Raw genomic sequence first — 17,615 nt, forward strand, 5'->3', positions numbered from 1 at the left:
CCGGACGCGTCACCCGGACCGCGACATTTCCCGATCGACGTGGCGGCGCAGGTCGCGCAGGAATCGGCGGCCGGCGAGCGTGAGGAAGGGCCGCAGCAGGAGATAGAGCAGCATGCCGGGGATGCCCTGTGTCTGGACGCTGCCGTGCGTGCTCACGCGGCTGTGGGTGTCGCCGATCGGCACGACTTCCCATTGGTTGCGTGCCTGCGGGATCAGCCCGGGTAGCAGGCGGGCCTCGTAGGTCAGCGTCCGCGTGGCCTCGTCGTAGGCCACGATGCGCTCGGTCACCTGCGACAGGCCGGGCAGGCCGGTCCGGCACACCCGGCCGGCCACCGGAGCTCCGGGCACGATGGGGCGTTCCGGCAGCGGATGCGAGGAGCGGACGGCCGTGGCCCACGCATCGACCTGGGCGAAGTGGTGCGCGACCAGCTGCCACACCCGCTCGGCCGGAGCGGCGACGATGATCGCCGCGGAGATGTCGGTCATACCGACACCGTCGCCGTCGTGGCGTGCGGCGGGCAATTCCCTATCGGGGAATGGAGCACCCGGCACGAAATCTGACACCCTGACGGCATGGCCGTCCCCGCCACGCACCTTGACGAGGTCACTCCCTTCGGCATGCGGTTGCGGCACTGGCGGCACGTGCGCGGCATCAGCCAGCTGCAGCTGGCCTCGTTGTCCGGCTCCACCGCCCGGCACATCTCCTTCCTGGAGACCGGACGTTCACGACCGGGCCGGGACATGACGCTGCGTCTGGCCGAGGTGCTCGATCTCCCGCTGCGTGAACGCAACCAGCTGCTGCAGGCCGCCGGATGGCCCCCGGCCTACCCGCAGGCCGCCCCGGATGCCGCAGAGTTGCGGCCTTTCCGTTCGGCCATCGATCGGCTGCTGGCCGCGCATGAGCCCTTCCCCGCTCTGGTGCTGGACGGTCATGCCCGTGTGGTGGCGGCCAACAAGGCGGCGGGCGTGCTGTTCGGTTCAGATCTGATCGGCGCCAACCTGCTTCAGCGTTATCTCACCGACCCGACACTGCGCCAGGCCATCGTCAACTGGACAGACGTGGCCTGGGCGGTGCTGAGCCGGCTGCGCAGGCAGTTACGCCAGGCGCCGCTGGACGAGAGGCTGCGCGCGCTCGTCGCGTGCGCCGAGGACGCCGTCGCCGACCTCGCCCCTCCCGCCGGCGACCACGAGGACGGCCTGGTCGTCTGCCCGTGGTTCCGTGCCGGTGACGCGGTGATCCGCACCATCACGCTGACCGCCCGCTTCGACACCGCGGTCGAGATCACCCTCGACGACCTGCGCATCGAGCTCATCTATCCCCAAGACCGCCCAGCCGAAGAGTTCTTCCGAGCCGCCACGCCCAGAGATCCCGATCATGCCGACGAGACCGGCCTGATCGACGATCGCTCGTGGCAGGGCGCCGCGGGCCCGATCGCGTAGGCGCGGATGCCCGCGATGAGGGTTGATCGCAGCGAGGCGGTCGGCGGTCAGGTCAGGCCGAGCGCGCGGCCGGCTCTCAGAGCCGCCGCGTCATCGGTTGCCGCGGCGAGCCAGGACAGGCCGTGCTTGTCCGCGCACAGCAGGGATGCCTCGTCGACCCTCGCCAGCCAGCTCGGGGCCGGGTCGAGGTCACGGGCATTCCTGGCGCGAGGGAATTCCTGAGAGGAGGCGATGACGAGCAGCCGGCGCCCCTCCGGGGCGGCGTAGTCGTAGATGGTCGCCGGGATGCCGGCCAGGTCGCGCTGGGTCGTGCCGCGCCAGCCGTACGTTCCGATGGTCTTCATCGCGGGAACAGGCTCACGGCTGAGCGTCAGGGCGTTGGACTTCAGCAGCGCGGCAGCGGCCACCAGGGGCGCGGGCTGCCGGCGCTCCATCACCTGCGGGATGACCACGGCGGCCAGGACCACCAGCACCGCGGTGGCCGCGGCCAGCACGTACGGCCAGCGGGTGCGCTGCCGCACCGAGGACTCGGCGGGGACGTCGGCAACCGCCCGGATCCGCTCCCGGGTCGAGGCCGGAGCCGCCTCGCGCAGCGACTCGGCCAGGATCCGGCCCTCACGTGCGGTGTTGGCCTCACTCCAGCACGCGCGGCAGTCCAGCATGTGCCGCTCGAACCGGATGCGGCGCAGCGTGCTGAGCTCGCCGGCGAGGTAGGCGGCGGCATCCCTTTCAGCATCGTGGCGCATTCGGCCTCACCCCCTCGATGGTGTGCGCCAGCTTCTTGCGGCCGCGATGGGCCCGGGACAGCACGGTCCCCCGCGGGCTGTTGGTGATGGCGGCGACCTCGGCGGCGGTGAACCCGCACAGGTCCATCAGAACCAGGGCGATCTGCTCGTCGATGGGAAGCCGCCGGATGGCCGTTTCGATCAGCGAGTGGTTGATCGCCTCGTCCTCTACGTCCGCCGGCCCCGGCGGGTCGAAGCCGGGCTGCCAGCTCGTCTCGGCGCGGTTGGCGGTACGGCGCAGCCGGTCGCGGCCCAGGTTGAGGCAGATCGTGGCCAGCCACGGCGCCGCCTTGCGCGGGCGGCGGCCGTCCTGCCAGGCTGCCCACGCCCGCGTGTAGGTCTCCTGGACCAGGTCCTCGGCGTCGGCGGCGCAGGTGGTGAGCCGCCGGGCCAGGTTGTGGACCAGGTCCGACGCGGGCATGGTCGCCTGGAGGAATCGCTCCTGCCGCCGGGTCATGGTCTCAGTGGGTCGTGGCCCGGCCGGGCGAGCCGATCGCCAGGAAGCCCTCCGGGCGCCGGACGCCGGATCCGTAGAAGAAGAACGCCAGCACCGTGCCGAACACCACGTGGGCGAACAGCTCGAACGGCTGGTTGGCGTCCCGGAACACCGGGAACAGTAGCGGCGAGATCACCAGGAAGTTGACCACGTACAAGAGGGCGCCGTACACGGTGCCGACCAGGGCGACGGTGCCGTTGGAGCGCAGCCACGGGGCAATGAGCGCGAACACCAGGCCGAAGGCCATGGACAGCGCCAGGTGCACCACCAGTCCCACCCAGATGCTGGTCTGCCCCGCCATGATTGCTTCCCGGCCGCCCTGCACCATGCTGGCGATCATGTGCAGCGGCATGTCGGCCTTGCCGGGCGGCTGGGTGGAGGCGAACCACATGGTGACCCCGGCGAAGATCAAGCCGGAGATCAGGCCACCCACCGCGCCGCGAGCCAGCCGAGTTGCCAGAGGTTCGATGGCCATCGCGGGCTCCTTAGGAGAGCTTGTCTTTCCTGCTACCCCTACGGACGGATGACAGGCGGCGCTGATTGCGCCCCGCGCGACTCCAGGGTGCTTGCCGCGATGCTCCGGGAAGACCGGCTAATTCCCGCGCGCCGCCGACATGCTGTTGGCTATCAATTCATGATGCCTGACGACTTCTTCGATGATGAAACCCAGAAATCTCTCGGCGAAAACAGGATCGAGCTTCGACTCCTCTGCCAGGAGACGCAGCCGGCGTATCTGCTGGGCTTCCCGCTCGGGATCCGCAGGCGGCAGCTCATATTGCGCCTTGAGTTTGCCGACCTCCTTGGTGCACTTGAATCGCTCCGCAAGAAGGTGAATCAGTGCGGCATCAAGGTTGTCAATGCTGTCACGGAGTCGCTGCAACTCTTTTCGGGCGAGCGCATGGGGATCAGATTCGTCTTCGGCCGTAGTGCCGTCGGAGTGCCCATAAAGTTCAGACATAAGGGTATTCCCACTTAAACTTGCTATGATCCTCTTGCCGGAAAAACCTATCATAGTAAGGTTCCTGCGCTCTGGAGAGCCGAGGCGACGGCCAGAGGATCCCCGGCTACGGGCAGACGCGGTTCGTGCACTTGTGATCCGCCCGGTTCACACGGTAGAAACGTTCCACACCTTTTCTGACCTTGATACGAGCGCTGGTCGCGAGAGAGCGCTCTCTCGTTGATCCGGCGGCAGCGGAAAGGACGACCCGTATGACGACCCAGCCTCCCGGCGACGGGAGTCGCACGAGCCGGAGCCCCGGCCGGCACATCGCCCGGGCGTTAACGGCCGGTCTCGTGCTGGCCACCGCCGTCATGACGGCGGGAACGGCCGCGACCGCCACATCGCCGGCCCCCGGCGCTCCTGATCTCGGGCCGAACGTCACCGTCTTCGATCCGAGCATGCCGGTCAGCGACATCCAGGCGACCCTCGACGCCGCACATGCCGCTCAGGTCGACAACGAGATGGGCGCCACGCGCCACGCCTACCTCTTCAAGCCTGGCACGTACGGGACCGCGGAGCACCCGCTCCAGATCAAGGTCGGCTACTACACCGAGATCGCCGGCCTGGGCGCCTCCCCCACCGACGTCGTCATCAACGGCAAGGTCGAGGTCTACAACCGCTGCCTGGCGGACGGTGGAACCGCCAACTGTCTCGCGCTCGTCAACTTCTGGCGCACCCTGTCCAACCTGTCGATCAACGTCAACGCGGCCGGCCAGGACGGCTGCCGGGCGACGGCGAACTTCTGGGCCGTCTCCCAGGCGGTGTCCCTGCGCCGGCTCAACATCAGCGGCGGCAACCTGTCGCTGATGGACTACTGCACCGCCGGCCCGCAGTACGCCAGCGGGGGCTTCATCGCCGACTCCAAGCTGCCGTCCGTCACGAACGGATCGCAACAGCAGTGGCTGACCCGCAACAGTGAGGTCGCCGGCTGGTCGAACGGCGTGTGGAACCAGGTCTTCTCCGGCGTCGTCGGCGCACCGGACGACGCCGCGTTCCCAAGCCCGCCGTACACGACCCTCGACGCCACTCCCCTCAGCCGGGAGAAGCCCTACCTCTTCGTGGACGCGCAGGGCAAGTACAAGGTCCGCGTGCCCGCCGCTCGGAAGGACACGCGCGGCATCACGTGGGCCGGCGGCATGACACCGGGCCGTACGCTGCCGATCAGCGACTTCTTCGTCGCGAAGCCGTCGGACTCGGTGCAGGTCATCAACAGCCAGCTGGCCCGCGGCAAGCACCTGCTGCTGACGCCCGGCGTGTACGACATCGCGCGGAGCATCGAGATCAAGCGCCCGAACACGGTCGTCCTCGGTCTCGGGCACGCCACGCTCACCGCCGTCCACGGCTCGACCCCGCTCGACGTCGCCGACGTCCCCGGCGTCGTCGTCGCCGGTATGACCGTCGACGCGGGTCTCGAGAAGTCGCCTGTCCTGCTGAGGGTGGGCAAGAAGCACGGGCCGCGCTGGAGCTCGGCGGACAACCCGACGACGCTGTCCGACGTGTACTTCCGGGTCGGCGGGCCGCACGTCGGCAAGACCGACGTCGCGCTCGAGGTCAACAGCGACAATGTGCTCATCGACCACGCCTGGGTGTGGCGCGCCGACCACGGTGTCGAGGGCTTCACCGACACCCAGCGCTGGAACACCAACCTCGGCCGCAACGGCGCCATCATCAACGGGGACCACGTGACCGCGACCGGCCTGTTCGTCGAGCACTTCCAGCAGTACAACACCGTCTGGAACGGCGACGACGGCACGACGATCCTCTACCAGAACGAGCTGCCGTACGACCCGCCGACCCAGGCCGACTGGATGAACGGCGAGGTCGAGGGCTGGGCCGGTTACAAGGTCGGCGACCGTGTGAAGACGCACCGCCTCTACGGCGGCGGGGTCTACGTCTTCAACCAGAACAACCCGCAGATCCACACCGAGAACGGCTTCGAGGTTCCGCAGAGCCCGGGCGTCAAGCTGCACCACATCATGACGGTCAATCTCAGCGCCGGAATCATCGACCATGTCGTCAACGGCGTGGGTGACGCGGCCGACACGACCAAGGTCGGTGTGCCGGTGTACGTCGCGGACTACCCGGCCCCTTAGAGGCCGCCCAGGTGGGCCGGAGTCTCCGCACCCCGGCCCACCGGGCCGTACATCGCGACGGTGTACGAACGGGGAGCTGGGTCAGACGGCTTCGGGGGCGACCTCCGCCGCCCGGGACATGCGCCGCTCGAACCATACCGAGGCGAACGGGGGCACCCCGCAGGCCAGGCCGAGCACGATCGTCCCGGTACGCCAGCCGTGGGCGCGCCCGGTAGAGAACACAGCGGCGACGTACAGCAGGAACAGTGCGCCGTGGATCGGACCGAAGATCTTCACGCCGAGCTCGCCGACCACCACGATGTACTTGAAGAACATACCGACGAGCAGCCCCGTCCACGACAGCGCCTCAGCGATCGCCACGAGTCGGAACAGACGAAGCTCCACCACACGCCACCTTTCAAGATTTGCCAGACTTACAGCGACTTCCCAGATCCACCGCGCCCAGAGGTCGCTCGGGGCTTCTGGAGGCAACGTCACTTACTCTACGATGCGTAGAGCACTGTGGTTACACCGGCAGAACGACCGGCCGTGATCTTTCCCACCAATAGTTTCCCGTCGAACCGGGTCGGCTAAGGACGCTGATGAGGCAACACGTGCGCATTCCGCTGCCGGACGGCAGTTCACTTGACGCGACCGTGGCGTTGCCGGAGGGGGCCGCACCTGCGGCCGGATGGCCGGGGGCGGTGGTCGTGCATGAGATCTACGGCATCGAACCGGACATGCTGGATGTGGTCGACCGGTTCGCCGAGCATGGATATGCGGCAATCCTGCCTGATCTGTACAGTCACGGCACCAGAATCGGATGCCTGGCGCGGGCCATGCACCAGTTCACGACCGGTAAGCCGGGGCGGCCGACCGCCGACATCGACGCGACCCGGCAATGGCTGGCAGACCGCGATGACGTCGACGGCAGCCGGCTCGGCGTGATCGGATTCTGCATGGGCGGTGGGTTCGCCCTCGCCTACGCGGCGAGCACGCCCCCCGGTGTGCGGGCCGCATCGGTGAACTACGGCGCGGTTCCCCGCGACCAGGAAGAACTGCGGACGGTGTGTCCGGTCGTGGGCTCCTACGGCGGGCGGGACCGAGGCTTCCGGGCGCACGGCACGCGGCTGCAGGAGCATATGAGGGCGCTCGGCCTCGAGCACGACGTCGAGATCTATGCGGCGGCCGGGCATTCCTTTATGACCGACGGCCACCACCCCCTCGCGAAACTCGCGCTGTTCCCGCTGCGGCACGGCCTCGTCCAGCCGGCAGCGGACGACGCGTGGCAGCGTACCTTCGCCTTCTTCGACAAGTACGTCGCCAACGGCTGACGTGGGCGCCGCCTCATCGTTCCATCGCAGATAATCCGCACCGGGACGACTTGGGTAGGCTGATGACATGACAGCGATGGCTCCCGCGCGTACAGAAACAGACCTGTCCTTCCTGCTCGACCACACCAGCCACGTGCTGCGCACCCAGATGTCGGCGGCGCTGGCCGAGATCGGGCTGACGTCGCGCATGCACTGCGTGCTGGTCCACGCACTGGAGGAGGAGCGCACCCAGATCCAGCTCGCCGAGCTCGGCGACATGGACAAGACCACGATGGTGGTGACGGTCGACGCACTGGAGAAGGCCGGCTACGCCGAGCGCCGCCCGTCCAGCACCGACCGCCGCGCACGCATCATCGCGGTCACGGACACAGGCGCGGCGATCGCCAGGCGCAGCCAGGAGATCGTGGACGGCGTGCATCGGGCGGCGCTGACCGCATTGCCCGAGGACGAGCGCGAGGTCCTGGTCCGCGCCCTGAATCGCCTGGTCAGCGGGCATCTTGCCGCCCCCGCCGAGGGAGCCCAGCAGACGCGAAGGGCACGGGAGCGCGGAAAGTAGGTCCGAAGAGGATCGTCTATTACGGAACCATCTGCTACGGTCTCTCATGTCGACTTGAGACGGGAGAGACCATGTCGTACGTGCGTAACTCGCGCTGGACCGCCCTGGGTGTGCTGTCCGCGACGGGACTGATGACGATCCTCGACGGCAGCATCGTGACGGTGGCGATGCCCGCCATCCAGGAGGACCTCGGCTTCTCGGGCGCGGAGCTGAGCTGGATGGTCAACGCCTACCTGATCCCCTTCGGCGGGTTACTGCTCCTGGCGGGCAGGTTGGGCGACCTGATCGGGCGTCGGACGATGTTCCTGACCGGGAACATGATCTTTGCCGGCGCCTCCCTCCTGGCGGGCGCGGCCACCGGTCCCGGACTGCTCATCGCCGCCCGGTTCCTGCAGGGCGTGGGGAGCGCGCTGGCCTCCGCCGTGGTCCTGGGCATCCTGGTGACGCTGTTCACCGACCCGCGCGAACGGGGCAAGGCCATCGCGATCTTCAGCTTCACCGGGGCCGCCGGCGCCTCGATCGGCCAGGTCCTGGGCGGTGTGCTCACCGACGCCCTGAGCTGGCCGTGGATCTTCTTCATCAATGTGCCGATCGGCGTGATCACCGTCGTGCTCGCGCTACTGGCGCTACCCGCCGACCGCGGGATCGGGCTGGCCGCCGGCGCGGACGTCCTCGGGGCCGTGCTGGTGACCACCGGCCTGATGCTGGGCATCTACACCGTCGTCAAGGTCGAGGAGTACGGCTGGCTCGCCGCCCACACCCTTGGCCTCGGCGCGGTGTCTCTGGCCCTGCTCGCCGCGTTCGTGGCACGGCAGGCCACGGCCAAGGCCCCGCTCATGCCGCTGCGGATCCTGCAGTCGCGCAACGTGGTCGGCGCCAACCTCGCCCAGATGCTCGCCCTGTCGGGGATGTTCGCCTTCCAGGTCCTCGTCGCGCTCTACATGCAGCGGGTCCTGGGGTATGGGGCGCTGGACACCGGGCTGGCGATGCTTCCCGCCGCCGTGGGCATCGGCTCGATCTCGCTGTTCGTCTCGGCCCGGCTCAGCGCCCGCTTCGGCGCCCGCGCCGTCCTGATGGCCGGCCTGGTCCTGCTCATCGGGGCCATGCTCCTGCTCACCCGGGTCACGGTGAACGCCGGCTACGTCACTCACCTGCTCCCTGCGATGCTGCTGATCTCCGGCGGCGGGCTCGTGCTCCCGGCGCTGGCCACGCTGGGCATGTCCGGCGCGCGGGAGAGCGACGCGGGTCTGGCGTCCGGGTTGTTCAACACCACCCAGCAGGTCGGCATGGCCATCGGCGTGGCGGTGCTGTCCACGATGGCCGCCTCGCGCACCGGTGAGCTGCTGGCCTCCGGAGCCGGCCAGGCCGCCGCGCTGACCGGAGGGTACCGGCTGGCGTTCGGCATCTCTGCCGGGCTGTTGCTCGCGGCGTTCGCCGTGGCACTCGCCGTCCTGCGCCAGCCCGCCGTCGACGGGCCCGCGCAGGAGAAGGTGGCGGCCAGGGAGACCTCTGCGACCTCCTGACAGGAGGCGATTCCGCCCGGCGCGCTGCGGCCCGCCGGGCGATTCGGCGCTCGGTGCCTTCATGCGGTTGAACAGCAGGAGCAACACGGACCGGCATCAAGGGGATGTGGCGGGTGGCGCGGTCGGGGCGGGGTCGGGGTACGGCGGTCGTCAGGCGGCGGTCGTCTGGATCAGGGATGCGAGCGCGGAGCGGCTCTGCTGGAGCGTGGAGATCCGGGCGTCCATCTCGCTGAGCTGCTCGTCCAGGTAGCGGCGGACGCACGGGTGCAGGTCGGCCAGGCTCGGCCCCTCGACGCAGGGAAGGATCTCACGGATCAGGTGCGTGGGCAGCCCCGCCGCCAGCAGTCCCCGGATGTTGCGGACGGCGGCGGGCGTGTCCTCGGCGTAGCGGCGGTGACCTCCGCCGCTACGCTCCGAGCGCAGCAGGCCCTGCTCCTCGTAGTAACGCAGCATGCGGGTGCTGGCCCCGGTCTCCCGCGCCAGATCACCGATCTTCATATGACGTCCCTCACAAACCCTTGAATCTCACACCGGCGGCAAATCCTACGGTCTTGGCCATGAGCGAGAAACTGATCGACACCAATCACGACAACATCCTGCTGGGCGGGGATCTTCCGGTGCGCCGGATCGGCTACGGAACCATGCGGCTCGCGGACGGTCCGGACTCCCCGCGCGGGGCCGAGGCGCACATCTGGCGCCCCCCGGCCGACCGGGCGGCCGCGATCGCGGTGCTACGCCGCGCGGTGGAGCTGGGCGTCACCCTCATCGACACCGCCGACGCGTACGCGCTCGGCGGCGGTGAGGAGCTGGTCGCGGAGGCGCTGTACCCGTACGGCGACGGCGTGGCGGTCGCGACCAAGATCGGCGTGCTGCGGCCGTCCCCTACCGAGTGGGTGCCGCTCGGCCACCCCGCCTACCTGCGGCAACAGGCCGAGCTGAGCCTGCGCCGCCTTCGCGTCGAGCGCATCGACCTGCTCCAGTTGCACCGCATCGATCCGAACGTCCCGCTCGCCGACCAGATCGGGGCGCTCAAGCAGCTGCGGGACGAGGGCAAGGTGCGGCACCTCGGCCTGTCGGAGGTGTCGGTGGAGCAGCTCCGCGAGGCGGCCGAGATCGTCCCGATCGTCAGCGTGCAGAACATGTACAACCTGGCCACCCGGCAGCATGAGCCGGTCGTCGACCACGCCGCGGCCGGCGGCATCGCGTTCATTCCGTTCTTCCCCGTGGCGATGGGCGCGCACGCGGGTCCGGACGGCCCGGTCGCGGTGGTGGCGCGGGAGATCGGCGCGACGTCGGCGCAGGTGGCGCTGGCCTGGCTGCTGCACCGCTCGCCGACCATCGTCCCCATTCCAGGAACGACCTCTCAGTCGCATCTGGAGGAGAACCTCGCCGCGCTGGATCTCAGGCTGACCGACGAGCAGTTCGCCCGGCTGGACCGGGTCGGCGGTGACACCCCTGGATGAAGGCTCACTCGCCTAGCGGCGGCCGAGGCCCGCGTCGCGGGCTCGGACGATGGCCTCGGCGCGGTCGGCGACGTGCAGCTTGGCGAAGATGTTGGAGACGTTGTTGCGTACGGTCTTCTGCGACAGGAACAACGCCGAGGCGATCTGCGTGTTGGACCGGCCGGCCGCCACCAGCGCGAGTATCTCCCGCTCGCGCGGCGTGAGCTGCGGGAACACCGGATCCTCGGTGACCGCAGCCCCCTGGAAGAATTCGGCCACCCGCAGCGCGACGGCCGGCCCGAAGATCGCCTCACCGTGCGCGACGGCCGTGATGGCGCGGACGATCTCCGCCTGGCCGGCGCCCTTGAGCAGGTAGCCACGGGCGCCGGCGCGCATGGCGGCGAACAGCGTGGCGTCCTCCTCCGACATGGTCAGCACCACGACGCCGATGTGCGGGCTGTCGGCGGCGATCCGCCTGGTCGCCTCGATGCCGTCGAGCCCGGGCATGCGTACGTCCATCACCACCACGTCGGGCTGCAGATCGGCGGCGCGCTCGACCGCCTCCGCGCCGTCCGCGGCCGTGCCCGCCACCTCGATGCCCGGTATCGAGCCGAGCAACACCGCGAGCCCGTCCCGGTAGACCGGGTGGTCATCGGCCAGCACCACGCGGATGGTCTCGTCAGACACTCGCCACCTCCATCAAGCCAGACAATCCATCGGCAGCCGCGCGCCGACCAGCGTCCCCCCGCCGGGCGGGCAGCTCACTTCGCAGTGCCCGCCCAGCTCGGCCGCACGCTCGCGGAGCGACAACATGCCGACGCCGGCGGCCACGTCGGGCCCGATGCCGCGGCCGTCGTCCCGCACCGTCACCTCCAGCCCGCACTCGCCCACGCGCAGGCTGATGTCGCAGCGCGCCGCACCCGCGTGCTTGACCACGTTGGCCAATGCCTCGGACACGATACGGTAGGCCGCCACCTCCACCGCCGCGGGCAGCGCGTCCAGCGCGCCATCGCCGGTGACACGGACGTCCAGCGCGGCCGAGCGGACCCGGTCTGCCTGCTGCTCGATCGCGCGCAGGACGCCGAGCTCGTCGAGCGCCGGCGGGCGCAGGTCGTGCACCAGCCGGCGCATGTCGGCCAGCACGCCGCCGACGTCGGCCGCCGTCTGCTCCAGCAAGCGGTCGGCCTGGGCGGGCGCGGTGGCGGCCAGGTTCCTGGCCGCCTCGATGCGCAGTGCCATCGCGCCCAGGCTGGGGCCGAGCCCGTCGTGCAGGTCGCGGCGGAGCCTGCGGCGTTCCTCCTCGCGGGTCAGGACCAGGTGGGCGCGGATGCGCTGCAGGTCGGCGCTGAGCTCGGTGGCCCGCGCCGCCGCGGCGGCCTGCCGTACGAGGTCGCCCAGCAGCCGCTGGTCCCGCTCGCTCAGCTCGCCGGCACGGCACAGCACCAGCCGCCCCACGACCTCGCCCCGGTAGGCCACCGGCAGCGACACCGAGGGCCCGCGGGGCGTCCCGCGTTCCACGACGGAACGGTCCCCGTTCGGGCGTTCGATCTCCACCCGCACGTACGCCAGCCGGAACGCCCCGGCCAGCGTGGTAGCGACCGCGAGCAACTGCTCATCCGGGTCGGTCGCCAGCTCCAGCCGCTCGGCCAGCGTCGAGACCGCGGCGTAGGGATCGTGCCGGGGACCGCGGGTCAGCCGCCGCGCCCCGCGCCACAACCAGCTGCGGAGCGGCGCGTAGAGCACGGCCACGATCGCGATCGCGGCCAGGGCGGAGTCGCGTTCGCCGAGCACACTGCCCGCCGCCGTGAACACCGCCACGTCCACCAGCACCACCAGCGCCGCCAGCACGCCGTAGGCCACGGTGGCCGACATCAGCCTGTCGACGTCGTAGAGCCGGTATTTGGTGACCGCCACGACGACCGCCGCCGAGGTCAGCGCGATGGCCAGGCCCAGCAGCACCGCGGGCAGCTGCGGCGGCACCGTGAGCGGCGTCAGCAGGACGACCATGTCCATCAGGGCCGCCCACATGAGCCACCGGATCTGGGCCCGCCGCTCGGGATCGGCCACCCAGTAGCGACGCACCGTCGCCGCGAACGGCACCACCAGACTCACCAGGATCGACACGTACGCCACGCTGAGCGCCGGCTCCCAGAACGCGTACGGCAGCGGGACCGCCAGCGGATCGAGATCCAGCCGGGCGATCTCCGGCGGCAGCTGCGTGCCGTGATATCGCGCGATCATCGTGAACGGCACGGTGATCAGCAGGATAGGCAGCAGCCCGGTCAACGCCAGGCTCGTCACCGACAACGCGCGCCAGACCCGGCCCTCCGGCAACCGCCCGTCCGGGAACAGCAAGATCAGCACCGGCAGCCCGAGCAGCAACGTCGAGCCGAAACTCGCATAGAACCAGTACGCCGCCGACGCGCCCGGCGTACCCGGCGCCACGTAGATGGCGTAGGCAGCCCAGCTCGAGGCCAGAGAGTCCAGCATCCACAGCAGCCCGAAACCGGTCAGCACCCAGGCCACGGCGTGGCGCGGCAGCAGACGCAGCAACAGCACGCCGGGCAGCAGCATCGCCAGCCCCCACAGCGCCGACGGCCACCCGAGGTCAAGCTCCGCCGCCTCCGGGATCGGCACGCCGCGCGCCTGGACGTCCAGCACCACCGTCGCCACCGCGATGGCCAGCCCGGCGGCGGCCAGCACGACCGGCAGCATGCCTCGCCCCTTACCTGTCATGCCACGAATTACATCCTGGCTTCAGTCCTTTTGTCCCGGGACACGGGTCCCGATCAGGAAGGGACGCCTGGCTCTGCCTGCCCGGGTCACCCGGCGCGGACTCTGGGTGCCACGACAGAGAAAGGAACCGTCATGGACGCCCACATCAGCACCACCCCGGCCAGGGCCAGGACCGATGTCCCCACCCACGGCCTGCCGCCCGCCCCCCGCCGCATCACTCCCGAGGCCGTGCGCCGGCTCGGGCTCACGCTCACCGCGGGCACCGTGGCCTGGGCCACCAGCGTCTTCCTCTTCGGAACCGTCAACGACGGGTTCGAAGAGCGCGTCGGCGACCTGACCGGGCTGGCCTTCCAGCTCGGCGTGTTCGCCCTGCTCACCGTGCAGATCCGCACCCTGGCGACGGGCGTGTCGCGGGTCTCCAGGATCATGCTCAAGGTCGAGTTCGTCCTGCTCGGGCTGGCCAGCCTGTGGTCGCTGCTGCACGGCGTTCTCCCGGACCCCGCCCAGGACCATGTGGCGCTGGCCATCCTCGACGTGTTCTGGCCGCTGTCGATGCTGGGCATGATGATCATCGGCGTGAAGCTGGCGGTGGCCGGACGGTGGAGGGGACCGCTGCGGTGGTGGCCGCTGATCGCGGAGAGCTGGGGCGTGGTGACGGTCCCGCTGTTCATCCTGGTCGGCGAGGACAGCGCGCGCTGGGTGGGCGGCGGACACCTGCTCCTCGGCTATGCCACGCTGGGCGTGCTCCTCGCTCTCCGGCCCGCCCTGGTCATCCCGCGTGACTGACGCGGCCGGTCCTGCGCTCTCCGCGAGGTTGACCGCGCTTCACGCCGGGCGGGCGGATTCACGAACCTTCCGTCCGCCCACGGGTGGAGATCGCGATGATCGCAACGACGACGGCGACCAGAACCGCCGACAGGGCCGGCGCCCACAACGGCGCCACGAGCAGCAGCAGCGCGCCGACGGTGGCGCCGCAGAGCAGCGCCGCCAGCCTGCCCAGGCCGCCGGCGGCACGCCGGAGCAGCCTCCCGGCCCCGCCGGCGGCACGCCCGTGCGGCGTCCCGGCCCCAGCGGCGGCACGCCGGAGCGGCGTCCCGGTCCCGGCGTGCACGAGGCTGGTCAGCGTGCCGGTCAGGTAGGTGGTCGATGCTCCGGGCACGCCGGAGCCGATCGTCAGCGCGCTCTGCACACCCATCGCCGCGGATGCCGGCGCCAGCAGCAGCACGGCGACGGTCGCGTTCGGCTGCCCGCCGGTGACCAGCCATCCAGCGCACACGCAGACCAGCAGCGCCAACTCGGCCACGGCGATCAAACAGGCCCCCCGGCGCCAACCGACCGCGCCGCGGCCAGCCCCACCGCGGCCGAGCCCACCGCGGCCGAGCCCGACGCGGCCGAGCCCGACGCTGGCGGCCGCGACGCCGAGAGCGTAAGCGGCGACGGCTGTGGTGGCGCCCGCCGCCAGCGCACCGTCCAGCGTCGCGACGCCCCGCCCGAGTTGCACGAGATTGCCGGTGATGACGCTGGCGAACGGGCCGCCGAGCCGCATCACGCACACCGCGTCCAGGCAACCCGCCGCCGCGGCGAGAACCACGAGAAGGCGCACCGCCACCCGCTCGGACACCACTGGACCCGCCCCGCTCGACGCGTCCCCGGATGGCCTGATCTCCTTGGGTGACATGCCGCGTCCTCCCTGTTCAGCCGAGAACGGTGGCCGCCGCCCGGCCGGCCACCGTCACGTCACGCGCGGTACTGATCCTTTCCCACGCGCGCTCGGCCACGCCGTCACAAGCAGGCGAGCCGCACCGGGCCGGCCACCATCGACTGGTCGCCGGTCGTGTTCCCCTTGCCGTTGTCGGTGATCTTCACCATGACCAGGCCGGTGGTGACGACCACCGGGACCGGCGCCGGCACCCACGTGCCCTGCCGCATGCGCTGGTCGAGAGTGAACTCCGCAACCGTCCGCGCGTCCTCGTCGAAGCCGTCGCTGACGGTGTACCAGACCCGCTGCCCGGCGAACCCGGACTTAGGGACGTACACCCCCACCAGGCATTGGCGCTGGCCACGCAACCCCGTGGTGAACCTCCACTGGAAACTGTTCTGCGGATGCGTGGCGGCCAGCGGGTCGTACGTCAGCTCCGAGAACAGGAAACTGTCCCCGCAGCCCGCGCCCGTCCAGCCAGGTGCGCTGGCGTCCTTCCAGCCGTCCCGGCCCGGCACCCCATTGATCCGGACGCTCCGGCTGGTGTCACGCGGGCAGCCCGGCCCCGCAACCGCCGAGAAGGCCGGTCGAACCTGGGCCGAGCCGGTCTTCGAACCACCCTGGGTGCGCTGGGGACGCGGCTGCTCGGCTCGAGACGTGGTCGGCTCTGCTTGAGGTCGTGCCGGGAGTGCACCGTCTGCCCTGGGCGTGGGGCCCTGGGTCTGTACGGCGGACACGGATGCGGGCGCCTGGCCCTGGCGGAAATGGATGACCGCGAACGCCGAGACCACCGCCACCTGCCCCAGCACCCCGACGATCACCCAGGTCTTGACGGAGCTTCGCCGCGGACGGGCCTGCTGCGGTGGATAAGCGGGCGAGACTCGGCGGTATGCCACGGTGTCGTGGGACTTGTCCAGCTCTCCTCTGAGGGTGTGCCAGATCTTGGTCCATTCGGCCTGATCGCCACCGCACGCGGCCACGTACGCCTGCGTGAGCGCCAGGCTCGGCAGCTTCTCACCCGCGGCCACCTCGGAGAGTTCCGAGGCCGAATACCCTGTCTTACGCTTCATCCTGCGGTAGCTCGGATTGCCCGCCCGCACCCGGAGGTCGCGCAACCCCTGGGCGAATTCCTGGAGCGGATCGGGCGGCGTCGGTCGCTTGTGCCGCCCACCGGCCGCGCTTTTGTCGACCGTTGTGTTCTTACTTGTCATCGTGTCCCCTAGCGATCGAGCGTTGCCCCTGATTCGGGGCCATACGGATTGCGAACTGACCAATCGGCGATTTCGCCGGGTCGTGTCGTCGTCCATGCGTGCGGCAGGCACGCTCAGGAGCCGGCCGCGCCGTTACGGACAGGCGAGCCGGATGGGGCCGGCCGCCATCGACCGGTCGCCTGTCGTGTTCCCTCTGCCGTCGTCGGTGATCTTCACCATGACCAGACCGGTAGTGACGACGACCGGGACCGGCGCCGGTACCCACGTGCCCTGCCGCATGCGCTGGTCGAGGGTGAACTCCGCAACCGTCCGCGCGTCCCTGTCGAAGCCGTCGCTGACGGTGTAGCGGACCGACTGGTCGGCGAAGGAGGACTTAGGGACGTATACCGCCACGAAGCACTGCTGCCGGCCGCGCAACCCCGTGGTGAACCTCCACTGGAAACTGTTCTGCGGATGCGCGGCGGCCCGCGGGTCGTACGTCAGCTCCGAGAACAGGAAACCGTCCCCGCAACCCGCGCCCCTCCAACCTGGCACGCTGGCGTCCTTCCAGCCGTCCCGGCCCGGCACGCCGCTGACGAGCACACTGCGGCTGGTGTCACGCGGGCAGCCGGGCCCGGCGACCGCCGTGAAGGCCGGCCGGGTCTGCTGGTGCGGCTGGACGGGTGGCGCGGGAGGCTCCGCCGCTCTGTTCTGTGACATCGGCGACGGCGACGGTTTCCGCTGGACTGACGGAGGTTTTTGGAACGCTCCAATCGTGCCCAGCCCGATCAGCCCGAGCGTGGCCACGATCGCCGACAGCCTGATCGCGCGGCCCCCTGGACGCGCCCGCCGGTGGTGAGCGTTCGCGGCACGCGTCAGCCCGACGCCGCCGTCGGAGGGCCTGTCCAGGTCCCCTCTCAGCGTGTGCCAGAACCGGGTCCACTCGTCCTGATCGCCGCCGCATGCGCCCACGTACGCCTGCGTGACCGCCAGGCTCGGCAGCCTGTCCCCCGCCGCCGCCGCGGACAGTGCCGAGGCCGAGTAGCCGGCCTTACGCTCCATCGCCCGATAACTCGGATTGCCCGCCGCCGCCCGGAGGTCGCGTAGCCCCTGAGCGAATTCCTGGAGCGGACCGGGCGGCACCGGGCGCTCCCGTCGTCCTCGTGTGGTGCTCTCGTTCTGCAACATCGTGCCCCCTGCCGAGATGAACTGTCGCCTCCTATTCGTCGGTCGCCCCGCCGATGGACTGCTCATTTGACAAAGGCGTCGACCGGGCACGCAAAAGCGGGTGACCCCTGGTCAGGGGCCACCCGCGGCCGGCAGTCCGAAGGGGAACGAGACC

19 protein-coding genes are annotated in these 17,615 nt (G+C 70.3%); 7 read left to right on the top strand and 12 right to left on the bottom strand.

Annotation, left to right across the window (positions count from 1 at the left end; all coding sequences use genetic code 11):
* Nucleotides 1-9: 9 nt before the first annotated feature.
* Nucleotides 10-486: an SRPBCC family protein gene (locus Q9G87_RS47460; protein ID WP_305923249.1), complete on the bottom strand. Its 477-nt coding sequence runs from the start codon at nucleotides 484-486 to the stop codon at nucleotides 10-12.
* An 87-nt stretch (nucleotides 487-573) separates the two neighbouring features.
* Here Q9G87_RS47460 and Q9G87_RS47465 point away from each other — a divergent pair, with 87 nt between their 5' ends.
* Nucleotides 574-1,440, top strand: coding sequence for a helix-turn-helix domain-containing protein (locus Q9G87_RS47465; protein WP_305923250.1), 867 nt, complete (start codon nucleotides 574-576; stop codon nucleotides 1,438-1,440).
* 47 nt (nucleotides 1,441-1,487) lie between these two features.
* On the opposite strand, the gene Q9G87_RS47470 is transcribed toward Q9G87_RS47465, so the two are convergent.
* The 4 genes from Q9G87_RS47470 to Q9G87_RS47485 form a co-directional block, all read right to left on the bottom strand.
* Nucleotides 1,488-2,186 (bottom strand): zf-HC2 domain-containing protein, encoded by a 699-nt coding sequence (locus tag Q9G87_RS47470; protein WP_305923251.1) that lies wholly within the window; start codon nucleotides 2,184-2,186, stop codon nucleotides 1,488-1,490.
* Nucleotides 2,170-2,682, bottom strand: a complete 513-nt coding sequence (locus Q9G87_RS47475; protein WP_305923252.1) for an RNA polymerase sigma factor — start codon at nucleotides 2,680-2,682, stop codon at nucleotides 2,170-2,172. The genes Q9G87_RS47470 and Q9G87_RS47475 overlap by 17 nt, the downstream gene beginning before the upstream one ends.
* Before the next feature lie 4 nt (nucleotides 2,683-2,686).
* Nucleotides 2,687-3,196 carry a hypothetical protein gene (locus Q9G87_RS47480; protein WP_305923253.1) on the bottom strand — a complete coding sequence of 170 codons (510 nt, stop codon included), beginning with the start codon at nucleotides 3,194-3,196 and terminating at the stop codon, nucleotides 2,687-2,689.
* Nucleotides 3,197-3,313: 117 nt separating this feature from the next.
* Nucleotides 3,314-3,679 carry a chorismate mutase gene (locus Q9G87_RS47485; protein WP_305923254.1) on the bottom strand — a complete coding sequence of 122 codons (366 nt, stop codon included), beginning with the start codon at nucleotides 3,677-3,679 and terminating at the stop codon, nucleotides 3,314-3,316.
* A 251-nt stretch (nucleotides 3,680-3,930) separates the two neighbouring features.
* Here Q9G87_RS47485 and Q9G87_RS47490 point away from each other — a divergent pair, with 251 nt between their 5' ends.
* A complete protein-coding gene (locus tag Q9G87_RS47490) occupies nucleotides 3,931-5,814 on the top strand; it encodes an adenylyl cyclase (RefSeq protein ID WP_305923255.1) in 1,884 nt (627 codons plus the stop codon).
* 81 nt (nucleotides 5,815-5,895) lie between these two features.
* Here Q9G87_RS47490 and Q9G87_RS47495 read toward each other — a convergent pair whose 3' ends face one another.
* Nucleotides 5,896-6,198 carry a DUF3817 domain-containing protein gene (locus tag Q9G87_RS47495; protein ID WP_305923256.1) on the bottom strand — a complete coding sequence of 101 codons (303 nt, stop codon included), beginning with the start codon at nucleotides 6,196-6,198 and terminating at the stop codon, nucleotides 5,896-5,898.
* Between the two features lie 209 nt (nucleotides 6,199-6,407).
* On the opposite strand from Q9G87_RS47495, the gene Q9G87_RS47500 reads away from it, so the two are divergent.
* The 3 genes from Q9G87_RS47500 to Q9G87_RS47510 all read left to right on the top strand — a co-directional run bounded on the left by Q9G87_RS47500 (nucleotide 6,408) and on the right by Q9G87_RS47510 (nucleotide 9,206).
* A complete protein-coding gene (locus tag Q9G87_RS47500) occupies nucleotides 6,408-7,127 on the top strand; it encodes a dienelactone hydrolase family protein (protein ID WP_305923257.1) in 720 nt (239 codons plus the stop codon).
* A 67-nt stretch (nucleotides 7,128-7,194) separates the two neighbouring features.
* A complete protein-coding gene (locus tag Q9G87_RS47505) occupies nucleotides 7,195-7,683 on the top strand; it encodes a MarR family winged helix-turn-helix transcriptional regulator (protein ID WP_305923258.1) in 489 nt (162 codons plus the stop codon).
* Between the two features lie 71 nt (nucleotides 7,684-7,754).
* Nucleotides 7,755-9,206: an MFS transporter gene (locus tag Q9G87_RS47510; protein WP_305923259.1), complete on the top strand. Its 1,452-nt coding sequence runs from the start codon at nucleotides 7,755-7,757 to the stop codon at nucleotides 9,204-9,206.
* Between the two features lie 150 nt (nucleotides 9,207-9,356).
* Here Q9G87_RS47510 and Q9G87_RS47515 read toward each other — a convergent pair whose 3' ends face one another.
* A complete protein-coding gene (locus Q9G87_RS47515) occupies nucleotides 9,357-9,704 on the bottom strand; it encodes a MerR family transcriptional regulator (RefSeq protein WP_305923260.1) in 348 nt (115 codons plus the stop codon).
* Between the two features lie 59 nt (nucleotides 9,705-9,763).
* On the opposite strand from Q9G87_RS47515, the gene Q9G87_RS47520 reads away from it, so the two are divergent.
* Nucleotides 9,764-10,669 carry an aldo/keto reductase gene (locus tag Q9G87_RS47520; RefSeq protein ID WP_305923261.1) on the top strand — a complete coding sequence of 302 codons (906 nt, stop codon included), beginning with the start codon at nucleotides 9,764-9,766 and terminating at the stop codon, nucleotides 10,667-10,669.
* Between the two features lie 12 nt (nucleotides 10,670-10,681).
* On the opposite strand, the gene Q9G87_RS47525 is transcribed toward Q9G87_RS47520, so the two are convergent.
* Together Q9G87_RS47525 and Q9G87_RS47530 are read right to left on the bottom strand one after the other, a co-directional pair.
* The gene (locus Q9G87_RS47525) at nucleotides 10,682-11,335 is read right to left on the bottom strand and encodes a response regulator transcription factor (RefSeq protein WP_305923262.1); all 654 of its coding nucleotides are present in this window, start codon (nucleotides 11,333-11,335) and stop codon (nucleotides 10,682-10,684) included.
* A 12-nt stretch (nucleotides 11,336-11,347) separates the two neighbouring features.
* Entirely contained in the window at nucleotides 11,348-13,363 is a 2,016-nt protein-coding gene (locus Q9G87_RS47530; protein ID WP_305923263.1) for a sensor histidine kinase, read from the bottom strand.
* 153 nt (nucleotides 13,364-13,516) lie between these two features.
* On the opposite strand from Q9G87_RS47530, the gene Q9G87_RS47535 reads away from it, so the two are divergent.
* The gene (locus tag Q9G87_RS47535) at nucleotides 13,517-14,170 is read left to right on the top strand and encodes a hypothetical protein (RefSeq protein ID WP_305923264.1); all 654 of its coding nucleotides are present in this window, start codon (nucleotides 13,517-13,519) and stop codon (nucleotides 14,168-14,170) included.
* A gap of 58 nt (nucleotides 14,171-14,228) precedes the next feature.
* Here the strand turns inward: Q9G87_RS47535 and Q9G87_RS47540 are convergent, their stop codons facing one another.
* The 3 genes from Q9G87_RS47540 to Q9G87_RS47550 all read right to left on the bottom strand — a co-directional run bounded on the left by Q9G87_RS47540 (nucleotide 14,229) and on the right by Q9G87_RS47550 (nucleotide 17,461).
* Nucleotides 14,229-15,062 carry a YoaK family protein gene (locus Q9G87_RS47540; protein WP_305923265.1) on the bottom strand — a complete coding sequence of 278 codons (834 nt, stop codon included), beginning with the start codon at nucleotides 15,060-15,062 and terminating at the stop codon, nucleotides 14,229-14,231.
* A 104-nt stretch (nucleotides 15,063-15,166) separates the two neighbouring features.
* Complete coding sequence (locus Q9G87_RS47545) at nucleotides 15,167-16,294, bottom strand: helix-turn-helix domain-containing protein (protein WP_305923266.1); 1,128 nt, start codon at nucleotides 16,292-16,294, stop codon at nucleotides 15,167-15,169.
* Nucleotides 16,295-16,426: 132 nt separating this feature from the next.
* Nucleotides 16,427-17,461 (bottom strand): helix-turn-helix domain-containing protein, encoded by a 1,035-nt coding sequence (locus Q9G87_RS47550; RefSeq protein WP_305923267.1) that lies wholly within the window; start codon nucleotides 17,459-17,461, stop codon nucleotides 16,427-16,429.
* Nucleotides 17,462-17,615 lie beyond the last annotated feature (154 nt).

The sequence above is a fragment of the Nonomuraea turcica genome (assembly GCF_030718205.1).
Classification (GTDB): domain Bacteria; phylum Actinomycetota; class Actinomycetes; order Streptosporangiales; family Streptosporangiaceae; genus Nonomuraea.

What these genes read in the sequence shown, in the direction of transcription:
- Q9G87_RS47520 (WP_305923261.1), top strand. Translation starts at nt 9,764, where the DNA reads ATGAGCGAGAAACTGATCGACACCAATCACGACAACATCCTGCTGGGC.
- Q9G87_RS47480 (WP_305923253.1), bottom strand. Translation starts at nt 3,196, where the DNA reads ATGGCCATCGAACCTCTGGCAACTCGGCTGGCTCGCGGCGCGGTGGGT.
- Q9G87_RS47490 (WP_305923255.1), top strand. Translation starts at nt 3,931, where the DNA reads ATGACGACCCAGCCTCCCGGCGACGGGAGTCGCACGAGCCGGAGCCCC.
- Q9G87_RS47550 (WP_305923267.1), bottom strand. Translation starts at nt 17,461, where the DNA reads ATGTTGCAGAACGAGAGCACCACACGAGGACGACGGGAGCGCCCGGTG.
- Q9G87_RS47530 (WP_305923263.1), bottom strand. Translation starts at nt 13,363, where the DNA reads ATGCTGCCGGTCGTGCTGGCCGCCGCCGGGCTGGCCATCGCGGTGGCG.
- Q9G87_RS47505 (WP_305923258.1), top strand. Translation starts at nt 7,195, where the DNA reads ATGACAGCGATGGCTCCCGCGCGTACAGAAACAGACCTGTCCTTCCTG.
- Q9G87_RS47485 (WP_305923254.1), bottom strand. Translation starts at nt 3,679, where the DNA reads ATGTCTGAACTTTATGGGCACTCCGACGGCACTACGGCCGAAGACGAA.
- Q9G87_RS47545 (WP_305923266.1), bottom strand. Translation starts at nt 16,294, where the DNA reads ATGACAAGTAAGAACACAACGGTCGACAAAAGCGCGGCCGGTGGGCGG.
- Q9G87_RS47475 (WP_305923252.1), bottom strand. Translation starts at nt 2,682, where the DNA reads ATGACCCGGCGGCAGGAGCGATTCCTCCAGGCGACCATGCCCGCGTCG.
- Q9G87_RS47540 (WP_305923265.1), bottom strand. Translation starts at nt 15,062, where the DNA reads ATGTCACCCAAGGAGATCAGGCCATCCGGGGACGCGTCGAGCGGGGCG.
- Q9G87_RS47460 (WP_305923249.1), bottom strand. Translation starts at nt 486, where the DNA reads ATGACCGACATCTCCGCGGCGATCATCGTCGCCGCTCCGGCCGAGCGG.
- Q9G87_RS47510 (WP_305923259.1), top strand. Translation starts at nt 7,755, where the DNA reads ATGTCGTACGTGCGTAACTCGCGCTGGACCGCCCTGGGTGTGCTGTCC.
- Q9G87_RS47535 (WP_305923264.1), top strand. Translation starts at nt 13,517, where the DNA reads ATGGACGCCCACATCAGCACCACCCCGGCCAGGGCCAGGACCGATGTC.
- Q9G87_RS47465 (WP_305923250.1), top strand. Translation starts at nt 574, where the DNA reads ATGGCCGTCCCCGCCACGCACCTTGACGAGGTCACTCCCTTCGGCATG.
- Q9G87_RS47470 (WP_305923251.1), bottom strand. Translation starts at nt 2,186, where the DNA reads ATGCGCCACGATGCTGAAAGGGATGCCGCCGCCTACCTCGCCGGCGAG.
- Q9G87_RS47515 (WP_305923260.1), bottom strand. Translation starts at nt 9,704, where the DNA reads ATGAAGATCGGTGATCTGGCGCGGGAGACCGGGGCCAGCACCCGCATG.